The following is a 20,049-nucleotide window of genomic DNA, read 5'->3' on the forward strand; positions in this document are numbered from 1 at the left end:
CCTACCGGCAGTTGTTTGGGTCAAATAACTGCCCGGTTTCCACCGCTAAGAGCCATAAGCCTAAAATTCCGGTCGCGTAATTCAGGAGTGTAACGGATGACCAAGTCTGAGATCATAGACATTTTGTCCCGTAAACAAAGCCACCTGGGCAGTAAGGATGTTGAGCTTTCTATTAAATTACTGCTGGAAATGATGAGTGAAACCTTATCAGAAGGTGGACGTATCGAGATTCGTGGGTTTGGCAGCTTCTCGCTGCATCATCGCACTGCTCGCAAAGGGCGTAATCCTAAAACGGGTGAGCAAGTTAGCCTTGCGCCTAAATGTGTGCCGCATTTCAAGCCCGGTAAAGAACTGCGTGAACGGGTGAATGAATCGCGTGTGTCTTATCCTATTCAGGAGGAGTAAGGTTTGCTTAGCTAGGCTAAGCCATGGTGCATTTTATTTTTACGAGCCTACTGTTAGATGATTGAACTGCTGTGTTTGCTCTTGCCATTAGCATTTTACTCAGGTTGGCGTTCTGCTAATCGGCAAAGCAAATTACCGCAGGAACAGGAAAAACCTGTGCCCGCGCGCTTTGTGCGAGGGATTAATTTTTTACTCAATGAAGAACCTGATAAAGCCTTAGATTTATTTCTAAATGCACCCAGTTGGGATGCTCAAACAGCCGATACTTTTCTTGCTTTAGGAAAATTATTTCGCAATCGCGGCGAAGTGAATCGTGCTTTACGGGTGCATCAGTATGTCATCGCGCGTCCTGAACTCAGTACGCGTGAACGTCAAGCCGCTATGTTGGCACTAGGCGAGGACTTTTTCGCTGCTGGTTTATTGGATCGGGCGGAAAATGTTTTTCGTGAGTTTATGCGCCACTATCCTAAAAATACCCAAGCCTGCGAGCCATTACGCCATATTTATGAGCAGTTGCAAGAATGGGAAAAAGCCATTGAATTGGCTGCCTGTGGGATTGAGGATAAAGTTGAGCGCAATAAACTGCTCGCACATTATTTGTGTGAGCAAGCCGAAGACGCGCTTGACGCTAAGCAACTCTATCAGGTCGAAGAAACCCTCAAAAAGGCTTTAGCCATTCAGCCCAAATTAGCAAGAATTCAAGTCTTATATGCTGAATTGGCTTTGGCTCGGGGTGAGCGTCAAGCCGCCTTGCAGTATTTCAAAAAGGCCATTGAATACGATGCGCGTTTGACCAGCACTTTAACTAAACGCTTTTTAGAGGTTTTCCAGCAGTCTTATGAGGCTCAACAGCTTCAAACGTTCTTGCGTCATGAGTATGCACGCCAACCTGATCCCCATCTTTTTCCCGCTTTATTAGCGTTAAGTCAAACGGGTGGAGAAGCTAGTACTGTCGAACCGTTAGTTAAAACGCATTTGCAACAGGGCAATCTATCCTTGCAAAGTGTGGCGCGTGCAGCAGAATGGCAGGCTCAGCAAGCACCTCAAGATGAGCCACTCCACTCTCTCCATGTGGCTTTAGCGCGTTTAGTAAAAAGTCAGCCACGCTTTCAATGTGTGAGTTGCGGTTATAAAATGCAGGATTATTTATGGCGCTGTCCCGCTTGTCATCGCTGGGAAACAGTACATCATCTTTAAAAGGAATTTATGTCAAGTCGTTTGATTATTGCCCTCGATTTTCCTAGTGCGGAACAAGCCTTGGTTTTTGTTAAAACATTAAATCCCCAAGAGTGCAAACTCAAAGTGGGATTTGAACTTTTTGTAGCGGCTGGGCCTGACTTTGTTCGTGTCTTGGTAGCGCGTGGCTTTGATGTATTCCTTGATCTAAAATTTCACGATATTCCCAATACCGTGGCAGGCGCTTGTAAGTCCGCCGCACGTTTAGGGGTTTGGATGCTGAACGTACATGCCTCAGGAGGCCCAGCGATGTTGCAAGCGGCAGGCCAAGCGATTACTGAATTAGACTTAGCTAAACCGCCTTTATTAATTGCTGTAACCGTATTGACCTCCATGGATCAAGCCCAATTACAAGCCACTGGAGTGCCGGTTCAAGAGCCTTGGCAACAAGTAGAGCATTTAGCGAAATTGGCTAAAGCGCAGGGCTTGGATGGTGTTGTTTGCTCCGCACAAGAAGCGTTGGCTTTGAAAAAATCTTTAGGGCAAGACTTTATTTTAGTCACGCCAGGTATTCGTCCAGCAGGCAGCAAGGCCGATGATCAAACACGAATTATGACCCCCCGAGCCGCACGCCAAGCTGGGATTGATTATGTGGTAGTGGGACGACCGATTACCCAAGCGCCTGACCCTCTCGCGGTCATTGCTGCGATTAATCAGGATTTACGTTAAAAAAACAGGAGGCTTAGTAATGCTCGATAAAAATGCAGAGGCGGTCGTTGCCAAAGCGCGTAAGCAAGCTGAAGAACGCGCGCAAGGTTATCGTGAAAAAGCACTTGGAATGTATCCGTGGATTTGCGGGCGTTGTAGCCGCGAATTTACCCGCGCCAATTTGCATGAGCTAACCGTGCACCATCGCAATCATGACCATGATTATAATCCACCGGATGGCAGTAACTGGGAATTGCTTTGTTTATATTGCCATGACTACGAGCATCAAAAATTGACTGAGGCGGGTTATGGTGGTTCGGCAGGCGATACTGGAACACCTGCCAAGGCAACCCATAATCCCTTTGCGGATTTGAAATCGTTGCTAAAAAAAACTTAAGCTTTTTGTTGCACGACCATGGTTCCAACGCCTTGATTCGTGAGTAATTCAAGAATCAGGGCGTGCTCTACACGGCCATCTAAAATGGAAGCACTGCCAACACCACCCTTAACTGCCTCTAAGGCGCATTGCAATTTAGGTAACATGCCACCTTGAATAGTGCCGTCTGCACTCAGGCGCGCAATATCCGTTTCAGTAAGAGCCGAAATCAGTTCACCTTGTTTATTAAGTACACCTGGAGTATTGGTGAGTAATAATAAGCGCTCGGCATGTAACACTTCGGCCATTTTACCCGCGACTAAATCAGCATTGATATTGTAAGTACTGCCATCACGTCCAACGCCAATAGGCGCTATCACCGGAATAAAGCGATCATCTTCTAATAAACGCACAGCACGCGGATTAATTTCTTCAATTTCTCCCACAAAACCCAAGTCTGCTTTTTCAATTTGCATTTTTTTGGCAATAATCAAATTAGTATCGACGCCTGTTAAGCCAGCCGCACGTCCACCCGCTTGATTAATCATATTAACGATTTGTTGGTTAATAAAACCACCCAGCACCATTTGCACCACTTCCATGGTTTCTTTGTCGGTGACGCGCATTCCATCAATAAACTGACTGTCCTTCCCAAGGCGCTTGAGCATATTGCCGATTTGAGGGCCGCCGCCATGGACTACGACGGGATTAATACCGATTTGTTTTAATAAAACGATATCACGGGCAAAACTTTGCTCGAGTTTATCCTCGACCATCGCATTACCGCCGTATTTGATCACAATCGTTTTACCCGCATAGCGTTGAATATAGGGCAGGGCTTCGATTAATACATTAGCGGTGTCAAGCGCAGAATTGGTCATACTGATAGCTTCCTTAAGTTGAACGTGGCGTGCTCCACAAATGGCGCGCAGTATAACGATTTTATGACTAGGGTTGAATTGGTTCGCTGTGCTTTCCTGTTATAGTTGGCATTTTAGATGATAGAGATAGGCGTCATGCAATATGACATTGTAATCGCGGGTGGTGGCATGGTTGGCTTAGCGCTCGCTGCTTTATTAGGTCAGCAAGATCGGCGGGTGGCGGTGCTAGAAAGCATCTGTCCAGTGGATATAGCACCAGATGCCGATTTTGATCTGCGCGTATCAGCGATTAGTCGTGTTTCACAGCGTTTATTAGCCTCGATTGGAGCTTGGGATAAGGTTTTAAAACGGCGAGCTTGCGCTTATGAAACGATGGTGGTTTGGGACAGTACTGGTGATGGCAAGATTAGCTTTAAGGCAGCCGAGTTAGGCGAACCAGATTTAGGTCATATTGTCGAAAATCGTGTGCTACAAGCTGCCTTGCAAGAGGCCTTAAAAGATTACCCTACTGTTGAATTATGTTGCCCTGTGCGCATTACGCAAATTCAACGTAGTGCCGATAGTATTCAAGTACATTTAGGGGATGAGCGCATCTTAAATACTGCTCTATTAGTAGGGGCTGATGGTGCACGTTCTTATGTTCGCGAGTGGGCTGGATTTACTTTAACGACTGAAGATTACGGGCAGCAAGGTTTAGTGTGTACCGTGCAGACCAGCTTGCCCCATCAAGCAACGGCTTGGCAACGTTTTATGCCAACAGGGCCTTTGGCTTTTTTACCTTTATCCAAACCCGATTTCAGCTCTATTGTATGGACTTTACCAGCCGATAAAGCTGATGAGCTGCGCTCATGGGAAGGCGTTCGTTTTAAGCAAGCCTTAGCTGATGCCTTGGATTATCAGTTGGGTGATATTTTACATTGTGGCGTGCGAGCTTCTTTCCCTTTACGCGGCCAACATAGCCAAACTTATGTGCAAGAGCGCATTGCTTTGGTAGGGGATGCGGCACACACGATTCATCCTTTAGCAGGGCAGGGGGTGAATTTAGGGTTTAAAGATGCGCTTGCATTAGCGGAAAGCTTGCTAGGTGCACGTGATCTGGGTGGTTTGAGGGCCTTGCGTGGTTACGAACGTGCACGTCGTGGCGATAATCAACTGACCCAAAAGGCAATGGAAGGCTTTAAGTTATTGTTCGGCAACGACTTAACCCCTTGGCAAGTATTGCGTAATCAAGGGCTAAACGCGTTAAATCAGCTACCAGCTTTTAAATATCGCCTAGCTCGACAAGCGATGGGTTTATAAGTAGCGCTCACCTTAATGACGATTGGAACGAATCGGAATAGGCTGATTCGCTGCGTCACTGCTAGTGTGGCTGTGGTTAATAGTGTTTTGTGCGTGAATTAAATGTGTTAACTCATGAATAAACGCCTCAAACTCTGATTTTCGTGGTTTGTCCCGCCAGAAATATAAAAAGTTTTCTTGCGTTTGAATATGTCGAAAAATCACGAGGCGCGTGGTATATAAGAAAAAACGATATAACAGAACTACAGCAGTTATACCAAACACGGCACCCAATAAATATAACAATAACATAGACTTGTAATGTCCCCAATAGATGAGGAAGCCACTGACAGTGCCCATAAACAGACTATTCAACAACCATTTCATCGAAAAAGTTGAAGTGTAAGTAGGATTGGGATGCAGTAGTTTTAAGGGGAGTAGTGTTTCATGTTGTGATAGTAAGGAACGCTCACGTACCAATAACGATTGCTCACCCTTGATCATGAATTCACGGGTACCAAACAAAAAGTGACCTTGTTTTAGATAGCTAGGAGTAGACTGAGCTGGCATTGTTATGAGTTGTAGTCTAGTTAAAGTTGAAAGGTTGACTAACAATATAAGAAGAGTTTAGGGTGCTGCATCAAATTTCCGATAGTCTGTGGCAAAGCTAAAAGAAAACGGCAAAAAACAAGTAAGAACTTAGCCAAGTGCTTATAGCTAGTCGTGTTAAAATCTGGTTAAATATATAACATATACCAGTATGTAAAATTAATAACGAAAGCTCTGGGTTGTAAAAGGGAGGTTGTTCTCATGCTTGGAACGATCAGATATGTAGCACGATGTCAGTGGCTTAAGGTGTGTGTCGGGTTAATCGCATTAACGTTAATGCTTCCCGTTCAAGCCGGTGATATAGGTGTGATGGAAGAAGATGGTTTAGTGCGCCTGGTGGCTACTTTGCGTAATAATCCAGCTTTCACTAATGTAGTTTGGCGGGTTTATCGCCTCGATAATGCCAAAGCTACGCCTGTCACTATTTCACGGCATATGGCCACCTTAAAATTAAAGCCGGGCGATTATAAAGCTGTTGCTTTTCTGAATAATAAAGAACGCAGTCAGTCTTTTTCGGTAAAGCCTAACACCAAAGAAAATATTGTTGTTCCGATGGATTAGTGGCAAGTGTAAGTTTTGCTGAAGGATCACGTATGGACATGGCAGATCAATATGCTGTCATAGGTCACCCTGTAGCTCATAGTAAATCACCCAAAATTCATAGCTTATTCGCACAACAGACCCAGCAGCGTTTGGAATATAAGGCTGTACTTGCGCCTATGGATGGCTTTAGTGCAACGGTGCGCGACTTTTTTCTCTTCGGAGGCTTGGGTTGTAATGTGACCGTGCCATTCAAGCAAGAGGCTTGGCAGATGGCGCAGCAGCGTAGCACTTATGCCGAACAAGCGGGGGCGGTCAACACCTTGATGCGTCAAGCTGATGGCATTTTATATGGGCATAATACCGATGGGATTGGTTTGATTCGTGATTTGCAAATCAATCAACAGTACGCTTTAACCAATCAGCGTGTACTGATTTTGGGCGCTGGTGGCGCGGTGCGCGGCATTATGCAACCTTTATTAGAAACAAACCCAAGCGAGGTATGGATTGCTAATCGTACCGAAGCCACCGCAGCCGAATTAGTTGGCTTATTTGAAAGACAAGGGCAGGTAAGGTCTAGTGGTTTTTCAGCGATTCAAGGGCGCTTCGATCTGATTATCAATGGTACATCGGCCAGTCTGCAGGGCGATATGCCGCCCATTCCAAGTACTTGTTTAGATGCTGATACCGTGTGCTATGACATGATGTATGGGCAGGAGCCAACAATTTTTTTAAAGTGGGCAAAACAGCAAGGTGCAGAACGCTGCATTGATGGCTTAGGCATGTTAGTGGAACAAGCTGCCGAAGCCTTTTTATTATGGCGTGGCATTCGTCCAGAAACGACCAGTGTCTTAACCACCTTGCGCGCTAGTTTATAAAGGTGCTGGAATCATCAAACCTTTATGACGCAACATCTCACTCAAACGAATCAGTGGCAAGCCAATCAAGGTATTCGGGTCGTCGCCGGTTAAGCGTTTAAATAAGGTAATCCCCAAGCCTTCCGACTTAAAACTACCAGCACAATTATAGGGTTGCTCGCGTTGTAGGTAGTTTTCGATTTCCTGCGCACTTAATACCCGAAATTCCACATCAAAGGGCACAACTTCCACTTGATAAGTTTGGTCGCGGCTATCGAATAAGCATAAACCCGTTAGGAAACGCACAGTTTGTCCTGAGCTAGCCATTAATTGTTGCGTAGCTTTTTCATGGGTATGGGGTTTGCCTAAAACTTGTTCGCCTAGTACCGCACATTGATCCGAACCAATAATCAAACTATTTGAGTATTGCTCCGCCACTTTGCGTGCTTTAGCAATAGATAGACGGTGCACCATTTCAAAGGGGCTTTCATGAGAAAGGCGCGTTTCATCAATATCGGGAGCGGCGCATGTAAATGGGATTTGTAGTTTTTGTAAGATTTCACGGCGAAAGGGGGAGGTGGAAGCGAGTACCAGTGTTTGGGTCATGAGAGTCCTTTAGTGTGGAGCAGGCATATCTAAGCCCACTTCTTTACGCACACGACGATAAATCTGTTGGACTTGTAGGGTTAAACCAACAGATTCTAACGTAAAATGATCTTCAGCATAAAAATCTTCGGCTTGCCAATTGGTGCGGCGACGGAAGATTTTTAGAAAAGGTGTATCTTGTGATACCACCACGTATTCGATGAGTGAAGGTATTTGTGTGTAGTGTTTGTATTTTTCCAATAGATCAATGCGTTGTGTGCTATTGGATAGCACTTCGACAATCAGAAGCGGGTTGGTACGATAATAAGGATGATCCGTATTTTCTCCGCACGCCGCCATAATGTCGGGGTAATAGGCAAAGGTCGTATCATCCGCCGTTTTGCCCACCACTTTCATGTCGGATTGCCAGACGCGACAACTGGTTGGTAGATGTAGATTAATATGTGCGTATAAATCACCTGTGATGGTGTTATGCAATTCGCTTGCACCTGCCATCGCATACACTAGACCATTTGCATATTCACTGCGTTCGGTCGCATCCATTTCATGACTTAAGTAGTCTGCTAAGCTGATCGTTTCGAGTTTGTGGGCTAGGTTGGGCATAGCGTATTCTCACTGGGAAACTGGCCTAATTTTATCATAATTAGCGGGTTTTGCTGAGTAGCGCATTGCCGCGATTGCGTTCGTCAACTGTAATACAGGGTAGCAGTTAAGTTTTTCAGCAAAGCTAAGGGTTTCTCCTCGGCAATCCTCGAATTTTTCTTTACAGTCAAGTGGCTTAGTTCATATAATCGCGCCCCTATGTCAAACAGATTGCCCATTGAAGTCAATCCTTTTCGCTTGATTGAACAACGTCGTATTCTCAAAGGTATGGTGGCGTTGCAAGCTATGCCGCGTGTGCGTGAGCAAGTTTTGAGCGTTAAAGATGATTTTGTGGTGACCTTGGAATTTACCCACTCAGCCAGTCAATTACCAATGATTAAGTGCTATGTGGAAGGTGAAGTTGAGCTGGAATGCCAACGTTGCCTTGAACCCATCACATGGGTGGTAAATACTGAGTCTGAAGTGGTTCTGACTACCTCAGATACAGATCGTCAGCCTGAGGACGAGGGGTATGAAGTTTATATTGTTGAGGATGAGCATTTGCCCTTGCTAGCTTTCGTCGAAGATGAAGTCTTGCTGGCGTTGCCTACAGTTCCTCGGCATGAAGATTGTGCGCCGTTTAAACCTTTGCGTGAAGCGGAAGTGCCTACACCTTCCGGTCAAGAGGACAAACCAAATCCTTTTGCCGTTTTAAAAGATTGGAAAAAATTGGAGTAAATTGCCGTGGCAGTTCAAAAGAGTCGTAAAAGCCGTGCCAGACGTGGCATGCGTCGTTCACATGATGCCTTAGTAGGTCCAACCTTATCCGTGGATGCGGCTTCTGGTGAAACGCATCGTCGTCATCATATGACAGAAGATGGTTTTTATCGTGGTCGTCAAATCATTCCAACAGCGGCAGCTGTGGTTGAAGACGACGAAGCATAATATCAGTTTTGAGTGTATATCTTGCACCATGCCGTTTCGGTTATTGGGATGAAGTAAAAATCGCGGGCTTTGTACCCGCGATTTTTTTTTCAGGAGTTGAAGGCAAATTATGACTAGCATGTACCGCATTGCGCTTGATGCAATGGGTGGGGATCATGGGCTAACCGTTATCGTGCCAGCCGCCTTACGCGCTTTAGAGGACTATCCAGATATTCAATTAATCCTTGTGGGCGATACAGCACAAGCTGAGGCTATTCTAAAAGAACATAAGGCCAGTAGCAGTGACAGATTACAGCTGCATCATGCTTCACAAGTAGTGGGTATGGATGAATCCCCCTCTCTCGCTTTAAAAAACAAAAAAGATTCATCGATGCGCGTCGCGCTTAATCTGGTGAAGGAAGATCAAGCCGATGCTGCGGTCAGTGCTGGAAATACAGGCGCATTAATGGCTACCGCACGTTTTGTGCTTAAAACCCTACCAGGCATTGATCGCCCTGCCATTTGCACCACTTTGCCTGCAATCGGTAAAGAAGGGCATACGCATATGCTAGATTTGGGCGCTAATGTCGACTCCTCCGCTGAGCATCTGTATCAGTTTGCGCTCATGGGTTCGGAGCTTAGTAAAGCGATTGACGATATCCCCAACCCGAAGATTGGTTTATTGAATATTGGTCAAGAAGCGATTAAAGGTAACGAGCAAGTAAAGGCTGCGGATAGTCTGTTGAGAGCCTCGCCACTGCATTATATTGGCTACGTCGAAGGGGATAGTATCTATGCAGGGGAAGCCGATGTTATTGTATGTGATGGTTTTGTGGGCAATGTGGCCTTAAAAACCAGCGAAGGCTTGGCCAAGCGTATTTCCAATCAGCTTAAAAGTGAATTTAAACGTAATTTATTCACGAAAATAGCGGCTTTATTCTCATTGCCTGTATTGAATCGTTTTCGCCATGCCATGGATCCAAGACGTTATAATGGTGCCAGTTTGGTAGGGCTAAAAGGCATTGTGATTAAAAGTCACGGTGGTGCCGATGCGCTTGCGTTTGCTAATGCGATTGCAATTGCGCGTAAAGAAATCATTAAGCAGGTTCCGCAACGGATTGATAAACAACTGGCTGAATGGCTGTTACAGAGAAAGAGTGCATGACTTATTCGCGAATTATCGGTACTGGTAGTTATTTGCCGCCACATATCGTGACCAATAAAGAGCTGGAAAGTCGCGTTGACACCACGGATGAGTGGATTGTAGAGCGTACTGGTATTCGTCAGCGTCATATGGCTGATGATGCGACAGCGCTTGATCTAGCCGAATTTGCTGCGTTGCGCGCTATCGAAGCCGCCGGTAAAAACCGTGAAGATATTGATTTAATCGTCATGGGCACTTCAACGCCCGATCTTGTTTTTCCCAGCACGGCTTGTCTGTTGCAAGGCCGTTTAGGCATTCGCAATGGTGGTGCAGCGTTTGATGTGAATGCAGCGTGTTCCGGTTTTGTGTATGCCTTAAGTGTGGCTGACAACTTTATTCGCAGTGGTGCGAGCAAGTGCGCCTTGGTAGTTGGTAGCGAGGTCATGACGCGCCTTATGGACTGGAATGATCGCGGTACTTGCGTATTATTTGGCGATGGTGCCGGTGCTTTAGTATTGGAAGCGTCGGAGCAAGCGGGTATTTTATCCACCCATATCCATTCGGATGGTCAATACGAATCCCTTTTGAATGTTTCAGCAGGCATTTCACGTCATTACGAGTTATTGCGTAGTGAAGGTGCTTTTTTGCGCATGAGGGGTAATGAAGTGTTCAAAGTGGCTGTGAATACCTTGGGACGCATTGTGGATGAAACCTTAGCGAAGAATAATATGAGCAAAACTGATGTAGATTGGCTCGTGCCGCATCAAGCTAATATTCGCATTATTCAAGCTACGGCCAAGAAACTGGATATGCCTATGGAGCGGGTCGTACTGACCGTGGCTGAGCATGGAAATACCTCGTCTGCTTCCATTCCCCTTGCTTTAGATACGGCTATTCGCGATGGACGCATTCAACGGGGTGATGTATTGCTGCTCGAAGCCTTTGGTGGCGGTTTCACGTGGGGCTCTGCCCTGATTCGTTACTAGGAATAAAAGTTGTGGCGCTGGAAATTGAACATAAGTTTTTAGTTGTGTCGGAGGAATGGCGTAGTCAGGTCTTTGAATCCAGAATTATACGCCAAGGCTATTTGAGCAATAACCCTCAAGCCTCGGTGCGTGTACGCATTGAAGGGCAGGAAGCGAATATTAATATCAAAGGTATGACGCTGGGCATTCAACGCCTTGAATATGAATATCCGATTCCCTTTGCACAAGCCAATGAATTACTTGACAAACTGTGTACCAAACCGCTGATTGATAAAACGAGGCATTTGGTGGAATTTGCCGGAAGACGTTGGGAAATTGATGAATTTACTGGTGAAAATGAAGGTTTGATTGTAGCTGAGTTGGAATTGAAGCAAGTCGGTGAAACCTTTGAAAAACCTGCATGGGCGGGTGAAGAAGTGTCAGGCATTGTGCGTTACTATAATGTGAGTTTGCAGAAATATCCTTTCTCCGACTGGACTGAAGCCGAGCGCCAAGGAAAAAATGCTTAAAGCGGTGTTATTTGATCATGATGGCACCTTGGTTGATTCTGAAGCGACCCACTATGCTTTGTGGTCAAAAATTTTGGCGCAATACGAAAAATGCCTCAGTGAAAGCGACTATATGGTTTATTATTCGGGTCTACCTTCACACGCTAATGCCGAGCGTTTAAAGCGCGAATTTCTATTAGTGCCGAGTGTGACTGAGTTGGTGGATATGAAGCTCGCTTACTCTAGGGCTTTTTTAGAGCAACAAGGATTTCCCTTAATGGCAGGCGCTCAGCAGGTCTTGGGCTATTTCTACGCCTTGGGTTTGCCCTTAGCGGTTGTGACGGGTGCAGGGCGTGAGGAAGTGGAAAAGAGTCTTGCCCATCATCACTTACTGTCTTATTTTAAAACACTGGTTTCTTGCCAAGATGTAGAGCGTGGTAAGCCATTTCCGGATGGCTATCGTTTGGCCTTAGCGCGTTTAGGTATAAAGCCAGAACAAGCTTTAGCCTTTGAGGATACCGAGCACGGTGTGAATGCCGCAGCGGCAGCAGGTATTCCAGTGATTGCTATTCCCAATGCGATGTCTGAGCGTCATGATTTTGCGAAAGCAAGTTATGTAGCAGTCGATTGGCAGGATGCTCTCGCTCGGGCTAAGCTAATTTACCCTGCAATGTAATTTTCCTTGTGCCAATTGTATCTGTAATGTCTGTCCTGCTGTTACCCTTTCAGCATCTTTAACTAAATTGCCCTGTTCATCAAATACCAGTGCATAGCCACGTTCTAAGGTTGCTAGGGGGCTTAGTAGCTGTAAACGGGCTGCTTGCAAGGCCAAGCTCTTTTGTTGCTGTGCTAAGTATTGTTGCATAGAGTAGCTTAGCTTTTGGGCTTGTTGGCTGAGGGTTTGCTGGTATTTCGTCAGTTGATATTGCGGTGATTGCCGGTGGATGCGTTGCGTCAGATACTGTAAACGTGTTTGGTTTTGTTGCACTCTACCTTGTATTGAACGTTGCAAACGATAAGCTAACTCGTCAAGTCGTTGAATTTGTTGTTGGATTTTTCGAGCCGGTTGTTGCGTGGATAGGCGCTGGGTGAGTTGTGTTAGTTGAGCTTGCTCGCGCTGTAGTTTGTGCAAAAAATGCTTAGTATATTGCTGATAGAGATGTTGCAACTGGGGGCGCAATAGCGCTTGATCGGGACTGACTAATTCGGCTGCTGCTGACGGTGTCGGAGCGCGACGGTCTGCGACAAAATCTACGATAGTGAAATCTATTTCATGTCCCACGCCACTAATAATCGGTAGCTGACTGCTATGTACCGCCTGCGCCACGCTTTCCTCGTTAAACGGCCAGAGATCTTCCAGCGAGCCACCGCCTCTAGCAAGAATTAAGACATCACAGCGGGTTTCACGATTAGCTTGTTGAATGGCGCGCACCAGTTGCGGTGCAGCACTATCGCCTTGTACAGCCACAGGATAGATAAGTACCGGAATATGTGGGCTGCGGCGGCGCAACACCTGCAAAATATCGCGAATGGCCGCGCCCGATGGCGAAGTAATCACGCCAATGCAACGAGGATAAGGCGGTAAAGGACGTTTCGAATCAGGATCAAACCACCCCGCTTCTTGTAATCGTCGTTTTAGTGCTTCAAAGCGGCGTTGTAGTTCGCCTTCGCCTAAAGCTTCCATGCGCTCAACGATAAATTGATAGTCACCGCGTGGTTCATACAAGGCGACACGCCCATAAGCCAATATATGGCTACCATTCTCAGGACGCAAGTTCAAACCCAGCATTTTGGCACGAAACATCGCGCATTTGACTTGGGCTGAAGCATCTTTCAAGGAGAAATATAAATGGCCTGAAGCAGGGCGCGCTAGATTAGAGATTTCACCTTCCACCCAGAGCGCTGGAAAACCACGGTGTAATAATTGGCCAACTTCTTGATTGAGTTGGCTAATGGTTAAACTAATACGCTCAGGGTTTGACATGATCAAACTCGGCTGAGGCAGCTTTAGGAATGTCGTAGCGTTTTAATAAAGCGGCTTGTTCTGCCATAGCTTGTTTACGATCAATCAATACTTGCGTGCCGTCCGAGGTGTCGAGAATCAGCGAGTCAGTTTGGGGATCGTGCAGTAATTTATAAAATTCTTGGAAAGTACTAAAACTTTTGCCATTAACGGCATTAATCGTGACCGGGGCGATATTATAAAAACCCATATTCGTCGTGCTGCGTAGGACTTGGCTTAATTCAACTTTGTCATTGAGGCTAGGTGGATCAGCCGCTTGTTGCTCTTCCGCACTTTCCTTTTCTGTTGTGCTCACACAGCTAGGTGCTTGCTTCGTGGCAGTGAACACATAGCCAGCAAAAATAAAATAACGCGGTGCGCTAGGTGCACTGCGATCCGGCACAATATGTTGATCCAATTTAATATCAACGACTTTTGAACTACTGCCATCCCAAATCGTCAGTGCAACTTTATCGCCTACTTGATGGGTATCGATATAATGTTGAAAATCCATATATAAATCACCCTGTTTGACCAAGCCATTATCAGCAATAGGATACCCATCAATATGGGTCAATACGGTGTTAACCGTTAATTTAGTGGCCGCGTCCGTGCCTGAACAATAACTGCGAATGACTACGCCTGACTGATCGGGCTTGAGTTTATAGTGGGCACGTAAAGCCGGATTGGCTAGGGTTTGAAAATAGGCAGTGAACCAAGGAAAACCATCTTGTTTGCCATCTTGGATATCTTTAAGAAATTGGCGCACTAAAGTAATAGGGACTAAGTAGCCGGTATTTTCGTAGTCCTTGTCTGTTTCCGCAACGACACCTATGACCTTACCGTCTACTAAGGCAGGGCCACCGCTATCACCGACATTAATGGCGGCATCGACTTGAATCGATTGATAGCGTAAGTCACTGTTTTTGTAGGCACGGTATTCAATTCTGGAAATAATGCCACGCGTTACACTCAGATGATTGCCGCCTCCTGGGTAGCCATAAATAAATACTTCTTGGGCTAAATTCGGTAGTTCGCCTAAGGGTAAAGCTTGTTTACCCTCAAAAAAACTCGGGTCATCGATTTTAAGTAAGGCTAAATCCACTTCATTCGCAATGGCTTCAACTTCAGCGAGGTATAATTTTGCAGCAGCATTGCTACGTACCGTAATAAAAGCAGCATTTTTCACAACATGCGCGTTGGTTAAAATGCGATTGCCTTCGACTAAAAAACCTGCTCCCACCGCATTATCTAGGCTGACATTCCAAGGGGTTTCAGGAGTGTAAGTTTTTGATGTGGTTGATATTTCGAATACATCGGGTAGAGCAGGTGCTGCGTATAAAGCCTTATTAAACGCTAATAAACTCCATAGCATCACTAAAAAAGTGCACACTCTCATTCTATAGGTCTCTAGTTGGCTGGGGCGGCCTAAGCCTTTAAAAATAATGCTAGTTTACCACTTGTCTGGCAATCCCTATAATAAGCCGCCTCATTTAGGAACTCGGACTCAGTTATGCGAATTCTTCAGGAAGCTCTTACTTTCGATGACGTCCTTTTGGTGCCTGCTCACTCGACGGTGATGCCAGCTCATACCGATTTGCGTACCCGATTAACGCGCACTATTGCATTAAATCTTCCGGTTTTATCGGCGGCCATGGATACGGTCACCGAGTATCGTTTAGCTATTGCATTAGCACAAGAAGGCGGTTTGGGTATTATTCATAAAAATATGAGCCACCAACAGCAAGCTCAGCAAGTGCGCGAGGTCAAAAAATACGAAAGCGGTATTATTAAAGAACCCATCACCGTTGCACCGGAAATGACAATTGGTGAGGTGCTGGAATTAACACGCGCTCGGCGTATTTCGGGTGTCCCTGTGGTGAAAGGCAAGGATTTGGTGGGTATCGTGACAGGACGTGATCTACGTTTTGAAACACATTTTGATGCACCCGTTAGCACCATTATGACCCCCAAAGAACGTTTGGTTACTGTGGCAGAGGGTGCCGATAAAGAAGAAGTGTTGAGCTTACTTCATAAGCATCGTATTGAAAAACTGCTCGTCGTGAATGATGACTTTCATTTGCGTGGCATGATAACGGTAAAGGATATTCAAAAGTCACGTGATTATCCGAATGCGTGTAAAGACGAGCAAGGACGTTTACGGGTAGGTGCCGCTGTTGGTGTGGGGCATGGTACAGAAGACCGCGTGGCAGCATTAGCGGAAGCTGAGGTGGATGTCATTGTGGTTGATACGGCGCATGGTCACTCCCAAGGTGTGCTAGATCGAGTACGGTGGGTAAAGCAAAATTTCCCTCATATCCAAGTCATCGGCGGCAATATTGCCACGGGTGAAGCGGCCTTAGCGTTGGTGGAAGCGGGTGCGGATGCTGTCAAAGTCGGTATAGGTCCAGGCTCTATTTGCACCACTCGTATTGTCGCTGGCGTTGGTGTGCCACAAATTACCGCCATTATGAATGTGGCAAAAGCCTTGGAAAAAATGGATGTACCCTTAATTGCTGATGGTGGAATTCGTTTCTCTGGGGATGTAGCTAAAGCTCTGGCGGCGGGCGCGCATACGGTGATGTTAGGTGGTTTATTCGCTGGTACAGATGAAGCGCCGGGCGAAGTGGAACTGTTCCAAGGGCGTTCCTATAAATCTTATCGTGGTATGGGATCATTAGGTGCTATGGCACAAGGTTCGAGTGATCGTTATTTCCAAGAATCGGAAAATGCGATTGATAAATTAGTCCCTGAAGGTATTGAGGGACGTGTGCCACATAAAGGGCCTTTGAACCAAATCGTGCATCAACTGATGGGCGGCTTACGTGCCAGTATGGGATACGTGGGTTGTGCTAATTTGGACGAGATGCGCAGTAAGCCCTCTTTCGTGCGTATCACGAGCGCGGGAATGCGCGAATCGCATGTACATGATGTGACTATCACTAAAGAATCCCCTAATTATCGAGTTTAAGATTACGTGAGTCTTAGCATACGCGCAGCTAGGTTTGCTGATAGTGCTAGCATTGTTGCTCTATGGAAGGAATCCATGGCGCTGGCAGGGCATTATGAAACCGTTTTTCGTTTGGGGGAGCAGGGAGAGCGGGTTTTTAGGGATTTTGTTGAGCAGTGTATAAACGATGCTGCTCATCATGCAGTGATGGTGGCTGAGCTTGAGGATCAGATTGCGGGCTATGGTATTGTGGTGGTTGAGTCCGCTAATCCTTACTTTCAAGCAAGGCAATATGCCTATATTACCGACTTAGATATCCATGCTACATTTCGTCGCCAAGGTATTGGTGAGCAATTACTGGCTGCGCTTAAAGCGTGGTGTATCGACAAATCTATTCAGCGCATTGAAGTGAGTGTATCGACTCAAAACCCCTTAGCGAGCCATTTTTGGCAAAAATCTGGGTTTGCCACTTACTATGAAACTAAATATTTAATGCTGTAAGCAGCAATGTTCCGTTCCCCGACAAGGGGATTTTTTTTTGAGAACTGATTCTATGAGCCAAGACATTCATTCCCAACGCATTTTAATCCTCGACTTTGGCGCACAATATACCCAGCTCATTGCACGGCGTGTGCGTGAAATTGGCGTATATTGCGAAATTTACCCTTGGGATGTGACTGAGGCCGAGGTAGCCGCCTTCGGCGCGAAAGGCATTATTCTTTCCGGTGGACCTGAATCAGTGACTGCAGGCGATGCGCCTTTTGCCCCTGCAAATGTCTTTACTTTAGGGGTTCCTGTATTAGGGATTTGCTATGGCATGCAAACCATGGCAGCCCAACTGGGTGGTAAAGTTGCATCTTCTGATCATCGCGAATTTGGTTATGCGCAAGTACGAGCGCGAGGTCACACTAAATTGCTGGAGGGAATCGAGGATCATGTGACACCGGAAGGCTATGGCCTCTTGGATGTTTGGATGTCACATGGTGATAAAGTGACCGAAATGCCCACTGGCTTTAAGCTCATGGCCAGCTCTGAGGGCGCACCCATTGCAGGAATGGCGGATGAAGCACGTCAGTTTTACGCAGTGCAATTTCACCCCGAAGTGACCCATACACGCCAAGGCAAACGTTTATTAGATCGTTTCGTGACGGACATTTGTGGCTGCGCTCACCTTTGGACAACCGTCAATATTATTGAAGATAGTATTGAAAAAGTACGTGAGCAAGTTGGCAACGATGAGGTTATTTTGGGCTTATCGGGTGGTGTTGATTCCTCTGTAGTCGCTGCTTTATTGCATCGCGCCATTGGCAAGCAATTAACTTGTGTATTTGTCGATACAGGTCTATTGCGTCATCAAGAAGGCGATCAAGTGATGGCGACTTTCGCTCGGAATATGGGTGTGAAAGTTATTCGGGTGAATGCTGAGCAGCGCTTTTTAGCGGCGTTAGCGGGCGAGGTCGATCCTGAAAAGAAACGTAAAATTATTGGCCGTTTATTTGTTGAGATCTTTGATGAGGAGTCACAAAAACTCAGTAATGCCAAGTGGCTAGCCCAAGGGACTATTTATCCCGATGTTATTGAATCGGCGGGCAGCAAAACGGGTAAGGCGCATGTCATTAAATCACACCACAATGTTGGCGGCTTACCAGAAAATATGAAGCTCAAACTGGTCGAACCTTTGCGTGAACTATTCAAAGATGAAGTGCGTGTAATCGGGATGGAACTCGGTTTACCGCATGAAATGGTCTACCGCCATCCCTTCCCAGGCCCTGGTTTAGGGGTGCGTATTTTGGGGGAAGTGAAAAAAGAATATGCCGATTTGTTACGTTTAGCAGATCATATTTTTATTCAAGAACTGTATAAGCACGACTTGTATGACAAAACCTCACAAGCTTTTGCCGTATTCTTGCCCGTAAAATCGGTAGGCGTAATGGGGGATGGTCGTTGTTATGACTATGTGATCGCTTTGCGTGCTGTGGAAACCATTGATTTCATGACGGCACGGTGGGCCAATTTACCTTATGAATTCCTTGATTTAGTTTCACGCCGAATTATTAATGAAATCAAAGGTATTTCGCGCGTGGTCTATGATATTTCTGGAAAACCACCAGCCACTATTGAGTGGGAGTAATGCTTAAATACGCTGCTAGCCTATTGCTAGTAGCAATGGCTGGGTTGCTATTTCTGCATCTGGCTATTCCACCTATTCCAAACTGGCTCAGTGGTGTAATGGGCTGGTTGGCGTTGCTCTTATTATTCTTCGTCTTGCCCCTGCGTAGTTTTACTCAGTTTTTACTTTTGAGCGTAGCCGGTTGTATCGCCTTATATGCCGGTATAAATAATGGGGCGCATTTGTCATGGCAAGCACTCTTAGCGCAAAATAATAGCCTGTTGGTGATGTTGTTTAGCGTAAGTTTTTTGCGTTTGGTGGCGGTGCCAGAACAAGCTTCAGAGCATTTGCCGGTCGGACGCACCGCTTTTTTCAAAACCCTATTCGGTATTCACATACTAGGCGCGATTATTAATTTATCCATGCTGATGTTGGTGGCTAGTCGTTATCAAGCTAATGGTTTATTAAACCGCGCTACAGTAACACTGATGGGGCAAGCGTTTTCTGCCGCTGCATTATGGTCGCCATTTTTTGCCTCCATGGGGGTCGCACTGACTTACGCCCAAGGCGCTCAATTGTTCACCGTGATGGCCTATGGCCTAGTGTTGACTACAGTCGCTTTCCTAGTCATGAGTATGTTAGCAGCAGGAAGACATTTGAAAAAACTTGAGTCTTTTTCAGGTTATCCCATTCAAGTGGATAGCTTATTCATCCCTATCTTATTAGCCGTATCAGTTTTAAGCTTTCATGCAATTTTTCCCGAGACACCTGTGCTGATTTTGGTGTCATCAACTGCCATTAGTTTGAGTTTGTCTGTGGTGTATTGGCGTATTGCTAAAGGGAAAGAAGATTTGACGCGCCTTAAGCAGCATCTACTAGGATCGAGTGAGCGTATGGCTCGTGAGTTAGCGTTGTTTTTAGGCGCAGGGGTATTAACCGTCGGTTTGCAGACTTGGTTAAGTACCATTGAGCAGCTACCTAGGTTTGACCAACTCGGTCTTTTGCAAGCACCTATATGGTTGGGTTTAGCGATTTTGGTTTCTTTTATTGGCGTACATCCGATTATTAGTGTGGCCGTGTGTAGCCAATTACTAAGCCATGGTAGTTTACCGCCTAGTCTATTAGCCGCCTTATTTTTAAGTATGTGGAGTTTAGGTGTGGTGGCAACACCCTTTTCAGGCACGTATGCCATGTTGCGGGGGCAGTTTGGAATTTCTAGCTGGGATGTATTCCGGTGGAATTTTCACTACGTTTGGATACTGTGGAGTTTATTTTCGCTTTGTTTCCTTTTTTTACTAAAAAACCTATAAGAAAACATTAACTTTTCTAATTAATTAAGTCCTTAGTATCAAAAATGTACCCGCCTTCAGGGGGGCGAAGGCAGGTTTAATTGGGCATGAGAAGCTTCCTGCCTCATGTTTGTCTTC

At 45.9% G+C, this 20,049-nt stretch carries 23 protein-coding genes; 17 read left to right on the forward strand and 6 right to left on the reverse strand.

Going from position 1 to position 20,049, the window contains the following annotated elements:
* Positions 1-96: 96 nt before the first annotated feature.
* From A3IE_RS0114210 to A3IE_RS0114225, 4 genes are read left to right on the forward strand one after another with little or no spacing between them, the layout of a single operon-like run.
* Complete coding sequence (locus tag A3IE_RS0114210; RefSeq protein ID WP_020396289.1) at positions 97-405, forward strand: integration host factor subunit beta; 309 nt, start codon at positions 97-99, stop codon at positions 403-405.
* 57 nt (positions 406-462) lie between these two features.
* Positions 463-1,602 (forward strand): hypothetical protein, encoded by a 1,140-nt coding sequence (locus A3IE_RS0114215; RefSeq protein WP_020396290.1) that lies wholly within the window; start codon positions 463-465, stop codon positions 1,600-1,602.
* Positions 1,603-1,611: 9 nt separating this feature from the next.
* Positions 1,612-2,310 (forward strand): orotidine-5'-phosphate decarboxylase, encoded by a 699-nt coding sequence (pyrF, locus tag A3IE_RS0114220; RefSeq protein WP_020396291.1) that lies wholly within the window; start codon positions 1,612-1,614, stop codon positions 2,308-2,310.
* Between the two features lie 19 nt (positions 2,311-2,329).
* Complete coding sequence (locus A3IE_RS0114225; RefSeq protein WP_020396292.1) at positions 2,330-2,686, forward strand: YajD family HNH nuclease; 357 nt, start codon at positions 2,330-2,332, stop codon at positions 2,684-2,686.
* Here the strand turns inward: A3IE_RS0114225 and argB are convergent.
* Positions 2,683-3,546 (reverse strand): acetylglutamate kinase, encoded by an 864-nt coding sequence (argB, locus tag A3IE_RS0114230; protein WP_020396293.1) that lies wholly within the window; start codon positions 3,544-3,546, stop codon positions 2,683-2,685. The two genes, A3IE_RS0114225 and argB, sit on opposite strands and share 4 nt — an antisense overlap.
* Positions 3,547-3,681: 135 nt before the next feature.
* Here argB and A3IE_RS0114235 point away from each other — a divergent pair, with 135 nt between their 5' ends.
* A complete protein-coding gene (locus A3IE_RS0114235; RefSeq protein ID WP_020396294.1) occupies positions 3,682-4,845 on the forward strand; it encodes a UbiH/UbiF/VisC/COQ6 family ubiquinone biosynthesis hydroxylase in 1,164 nt (387 codons plus the stop codon).
* Between the two features lie 12 nt (positions 4,846-4,857).
* On the opposite strand, the gene A3IE_RS0114240 is transcribed toward A3IE_RS0114235, so the two are convergent.
* Positions 4,858-5,349 (reverse strand): hypothetical protein, encoded by a 492-nt coding sequence (locus tag A3IE_RS0114240; protein ID WP_157832880.1) that lies wholly within the window; start codon positions 5,347-5,349, stop codon positions 4,858-4,860.
* Between the two features lie 285 nt (positions 5,350-5,634).
* Here A3IE_RS0114240 and A3IE_RS0114245 point away from each other — a divergent pair, with 285 nt between their 5' ends.
* Entirely contained in the window at positions 5,635-5,994 is a 360-nt protein-coding gene (locus A3IE_RS0114245; RefSeq protein WP_157832881.1) for a hypothetical protein, read from the forward strand.
* Between the two features lie 32 nt (positions 5,995-6,026).
* Positions 6,027-6,851 carry a shikimate dehydrogenase gene (gene aroE / locus A3IE_RS0114250; protein ID WP_020396297.1) on the forward strand — a complete coding sequence of 275 codons (825 nt, stop codon included), beginning with the start codon at positions 6,027-6,029 and terminating at the stop codon, positions 6,849-6,851.
* Here the strand turns inward: aroE and A3IE_RS0114255 are convergent.
* On the reverse strand, positions 6,846-7,436 hold the full coding sequence (locus tag A3IE_RS0114255) for a Maf family protein (protein WP_020396298.1): 591 nt from the start codon (positions 7,434-7,436) through the stop codon (positions 6,846-6,848). The two genes, aroE and A3IE_RS0114255, sit on opposite strands and share 6 nt — an antisense overlap.
* A 9-nt stretch (positions 7,437-7,445) precedes the next feature.
* A complete protein-coding gene (locus A3IE_RS0114260; RefSeq protein ID WP_020396299.1) occupies positions 7,446-8,039 on the reverse strand; it encodes a Uma2 family endonuclease in 594 nt (197 codons plus the stop codon).
* A gap of 198 nt (positions 8,040-8,237) precedes the next feature.
* On the opposite strand from A3IE_RS0114260, the gene A3IE_RS0114270 reads away from it, so the two are divergent.
* From A3IE_RS0114270 to A3IE_RS0114295, 6 genes are all read left to right on the forward strand, one after another.
* Entirely contained in the window at positions 8,238-8,756 is a 519-nt protein-coding gene (locus A3IE_RS0114270; RefSeq protein WP_026154955.1) for a YceD family protein, read from the forward strand.
* Positions 8,757-8,762: 6 nt separating this feature from the next.
* Entirely contained in the window at positions 8,763-8,963 is a 201-nt protein-coding gene (rpmF, locus tag A3IE_RS0114275; protein ID WP_020396302.1) for a 50S ribosomal protein L32, read from the forward strand.
* A 109-nt stretch (positions 8,964-9,072) separates the two neighbouring features.
* Entirely contained in the window at positions 9,073-10,107 is a 1,035-nt protein-coding gene (gene plsX / locus A3IE_RS0114280; protein WP_026154956.1) for a phosphate acyltransferase PlsX, read from the forward strand.
* The gene (locus A3IE_RS0114285; RefSeq protein ID WP_020396304.1) at positions 10,104-11,072 is read left to right on the forward strand and encodes a beta-ketoacyl-ACP synthase III; all 969 of its coding nucleotides are present in this window, start codon (positions 10,104-10,106) and stop codon (positions 11,070-11,072) included. Before plsX ends, A3IE_RS0114285 begins: the two co-directional genes overlap by 4 nt.
* 11 nt (positions 11,073-11,083) lie before the next feature.
* Positions 11,084-11,581, forward strand: a complete 498-nt coding sequence (locus A3IE_RS0114290; protein WP_020396305.1) for a CYTH domain-containing protein — start codon at positions 11,084-11,086, stop codon at positions 11,579-11,581.
* On the forward strand, positions 11,574-12,236 hold the full coding sequence (locus A3IE_RS0114295; protein ID WP_020396306.1) for an HAD family hydrolase: 663 nt from the start codon (positions 11,574-11,576) through the stop codon (positions 12,234-12,236). The genes A3IE_RS0114290 and A3IE_RS0114295 overlap by 8 nt, the downstream gene beginning before the upstream one ends.
* Here the strand turns inward: A3IE_RS0114295 and xseA are convergent.
* A complete protein-coding gene (xseA, locus tag A3IE_RS0114300; RefSeq protein ID WP_020396307.1) occupies positions 12,216-13,544 on the reverse strand; it encodes an exodeoxyribonuclease VII large subunit in 1,329 nt (442 codons plus the stop codon). The genes A3IE_RS0114295 and xseA overlap by 21 nt on opposite strands.
* A complete protein-coding gene (locus A3IE_RS20790) occupies positions 13,531-14,961 on the reverse strand; it encodes a S1C family serine protease (RefSeq protein ID WP_083900652.1) in 1,431 nt (476 codons plus the stop codon). The genes xseA and A3IE_RS20790 overlap by 14 nt, the downstream gene beginning before the upstream one ends.
* A 114-nt stretch (positions 14,962-15,075) precedes the next feature.
* Here A3IE_RS20790 and guaB point away from each other — a divergent pair, with 114 nt between their 5' ends.
* The 4 genes from guaB to A3IE_RS0114325 all read left to right on the forward strand — a co-directional run bounded on the left by guaB (position 15,076) and on the right by A3IE_RS0114325 (position 19,932).
* The gene (gene guaB / locus A3IE_RS0114310; protein ID WP_020396309.1) at positions 15,076-16,533 is read left to right on the forward strand and encodes an IMP dehydrogenase; all 1,458 of its coding nucleotides are present in this window, start codon (positions 15,076-15,078) and stop codon (positions 16,531-16,533) included.
* A gap of 75 nt (positions 16,534-16,608) precedes the next feature.
* Positions 16,609-17,013: a GNAT family N-acetyltransferase gene (locus A3IE_RS0114315; RefSeq protein ID WP_020396310.1), complete on the forward strand. Its 405-nt coding sequence runs from the start codon at positions 16,609-16,611 to the stop codon at positions 17,011-17,013.
* 52 nt (positions 17,014-17,065) lie between these two features.
* The gene (gene guaA, locus A3IE_RS0114320) at positions 17,066-18,643 is read left to right on the forward strand and encodes a glutamine-hydrolyzing GMP synthase (protein WP_020396311.1); all 1,578 of its coding nucleotides are present in this window, start codon (positions 17,066-17,068) and stop codon (positions 18,641-18,643) included.
* On the forward strand, positions 18,643-19,932 hold the full coding sequence (locus A3IE_RS0114325; protein ID WP_020396312.1) for a hypothetical protein: 1,290 nt from the start codon (positions 18,643-18,645) through the stop codon (positions 19,930-19,932). Before guaA ends, A3IE_RS0114325 begins: the two co-directional genes overlap by 1 nt.
* Positions 19,933-20,049 lie beyond the last annotated feature (117 nt).

This window comes from Thiolinea disciformis DSM 14473, from assembly GCF_000371925.1.
Classification (GTDB): domain Bacteria; phylum Pseudomonadota; class Gammaproteobacteria; order Thiotrichales; family Thiotrichaceae; genus Thiolinea; species Thiolinea disciformis.

Bases quoted from the DNA above. Each gene is read 5' to 3' on its own strand.
- A3IE_RS0114285 (WP_020396304.1), top strand. From the start codon at position 10,104: ATGACTTATTCGCGAATTATCGGTACTGGTAGTTATTTGCCGCCACAT.
- pyrF (WP_020396291.1), top strand. From the start codon at position 1,612: ATGTCAAGTCGTTTGATTATTGCCCTCGATTTTCCTAGTGCGGAACAA.
- A3IE_RS0114245 (WP_157832881.1), top strand. From the start codon at position 5,635: ATGCTTGGAACGATCAGATATGTAGCACGATGTCAGTGGCTTAAGGTG.
- A3IE_RS0114270 (WP_026154955.1), top strand. From the start codon at position 8,238: ATGTCAAACAGATTGCCCATTGAAGTCAATCCTTTTCGCTTGATTGAA.
- argB (WP_020396293.1), bottom strand. From the start codon at position 3,546: ATGACCAATTCTGCGCTTGACACCGCTAATGTATTAATCGAAGCCCTG.
- plsX (WP_026154956.1), top strand. From the start codon at position 9,073: ATGACTAGCATGTACCGCATTGCGCTTGATGCAATGGGTGGGGATCAT.
- A3IE_RS0114225 (WP_020396292.1), top strand. From the start codon at position 2,330: ATGCTCGATAAAAATGCAGAGGCGGTCGTTGCCAAAGCGCGTAAGCAA.
- A3IE_RS0114255 (WP_020396298.1), bottom strand. From the start codon at position 7,436: ATGACCCAAACACTGGTACTCGCTTCCACCTCCCCCTTTCGCCGTGAA.
- aroE (WP_020396297.1), top strand. From the start codon at position 6,027: ATGGACATGGCAGATCAATATGCTGTCATAGGTCACCCTGTAGCTCAT.
- xseA (WP_020396307.1), bottom strand. From the start codon at position 13,544: ATGTCAAACCCTGAGCGTATTAGTTTAACCATTAGCCAACTCAATCAA.
- A3IE_RS0114295 (WP_020396306.1), top strand. From the start codon at position 11,574: ATGCTTAAAGCGGTGTTATTTGATCATGATGGCACCTTGGTTGATTCT.
- A3IE_RS0114215 (WP_020396290.1), top strand. From the start codon at position 463: ATGATTGAACTGCTGTGTTTGCTCTTGCCATTAGCATTTTACTCAGGT.
- guaB (WP_020396309.1), top strand. From the start codon at position 15,076: ATGCGAATTCTTCAGGAAGCTCTTACTTTCGATGACGTCCTTTTGGTG.
- A3IE_RS0114210 (WP_020396289.1), top strand. From the start codon at position 97: ATGACCAAGTCTGAGATCATAGACATTTTGTCCCGTAAACAAAGCCAC.
- A3IE_RS0114260 (WP_020396299.1), bottom strand. From the start codon at position 8,039: ATGCCCAACCTAGCCCACAAACTCGAAACGATCAGCTTAGCAGACTAC.
- A3IE_RS20790 (WP_083900652.1), bottom strand. From the start codon at position 14,961: ATGAGAGTGTGCACTTTTTTAGTGATGCTATGGAGTTTATTAGCGTTT.
- A3IE_RS0114315 (WP_020396310.1), top strand. From the start codon at position 16,609: ATGGCGCTGGCAGGGCATTATGAAACCGTTTTTCGTTTGGGGGAGCAG.
- A3IE_RS0114235 (WP_020396294.1), top strand. From the start codon at position 3,682: ATGCAATATGACATTGTAATCGCGGGTGGTGGCATGGTTGGCTTAGCG.
- guaA (WP_020396311.1), top strand. From the start codon at position 17,066: ATGAGCCAAGACATTCATTCCCAACGCATTTTAATCCTCGACTTTGGC.
- A3IE_RS0114325 (WP_020396312.1), top strand. From the start codon at position 18,643: ATGCTTAAATACGCTGCTAGCCTATTGCTAGTAGCAATGGCTGGGTTG.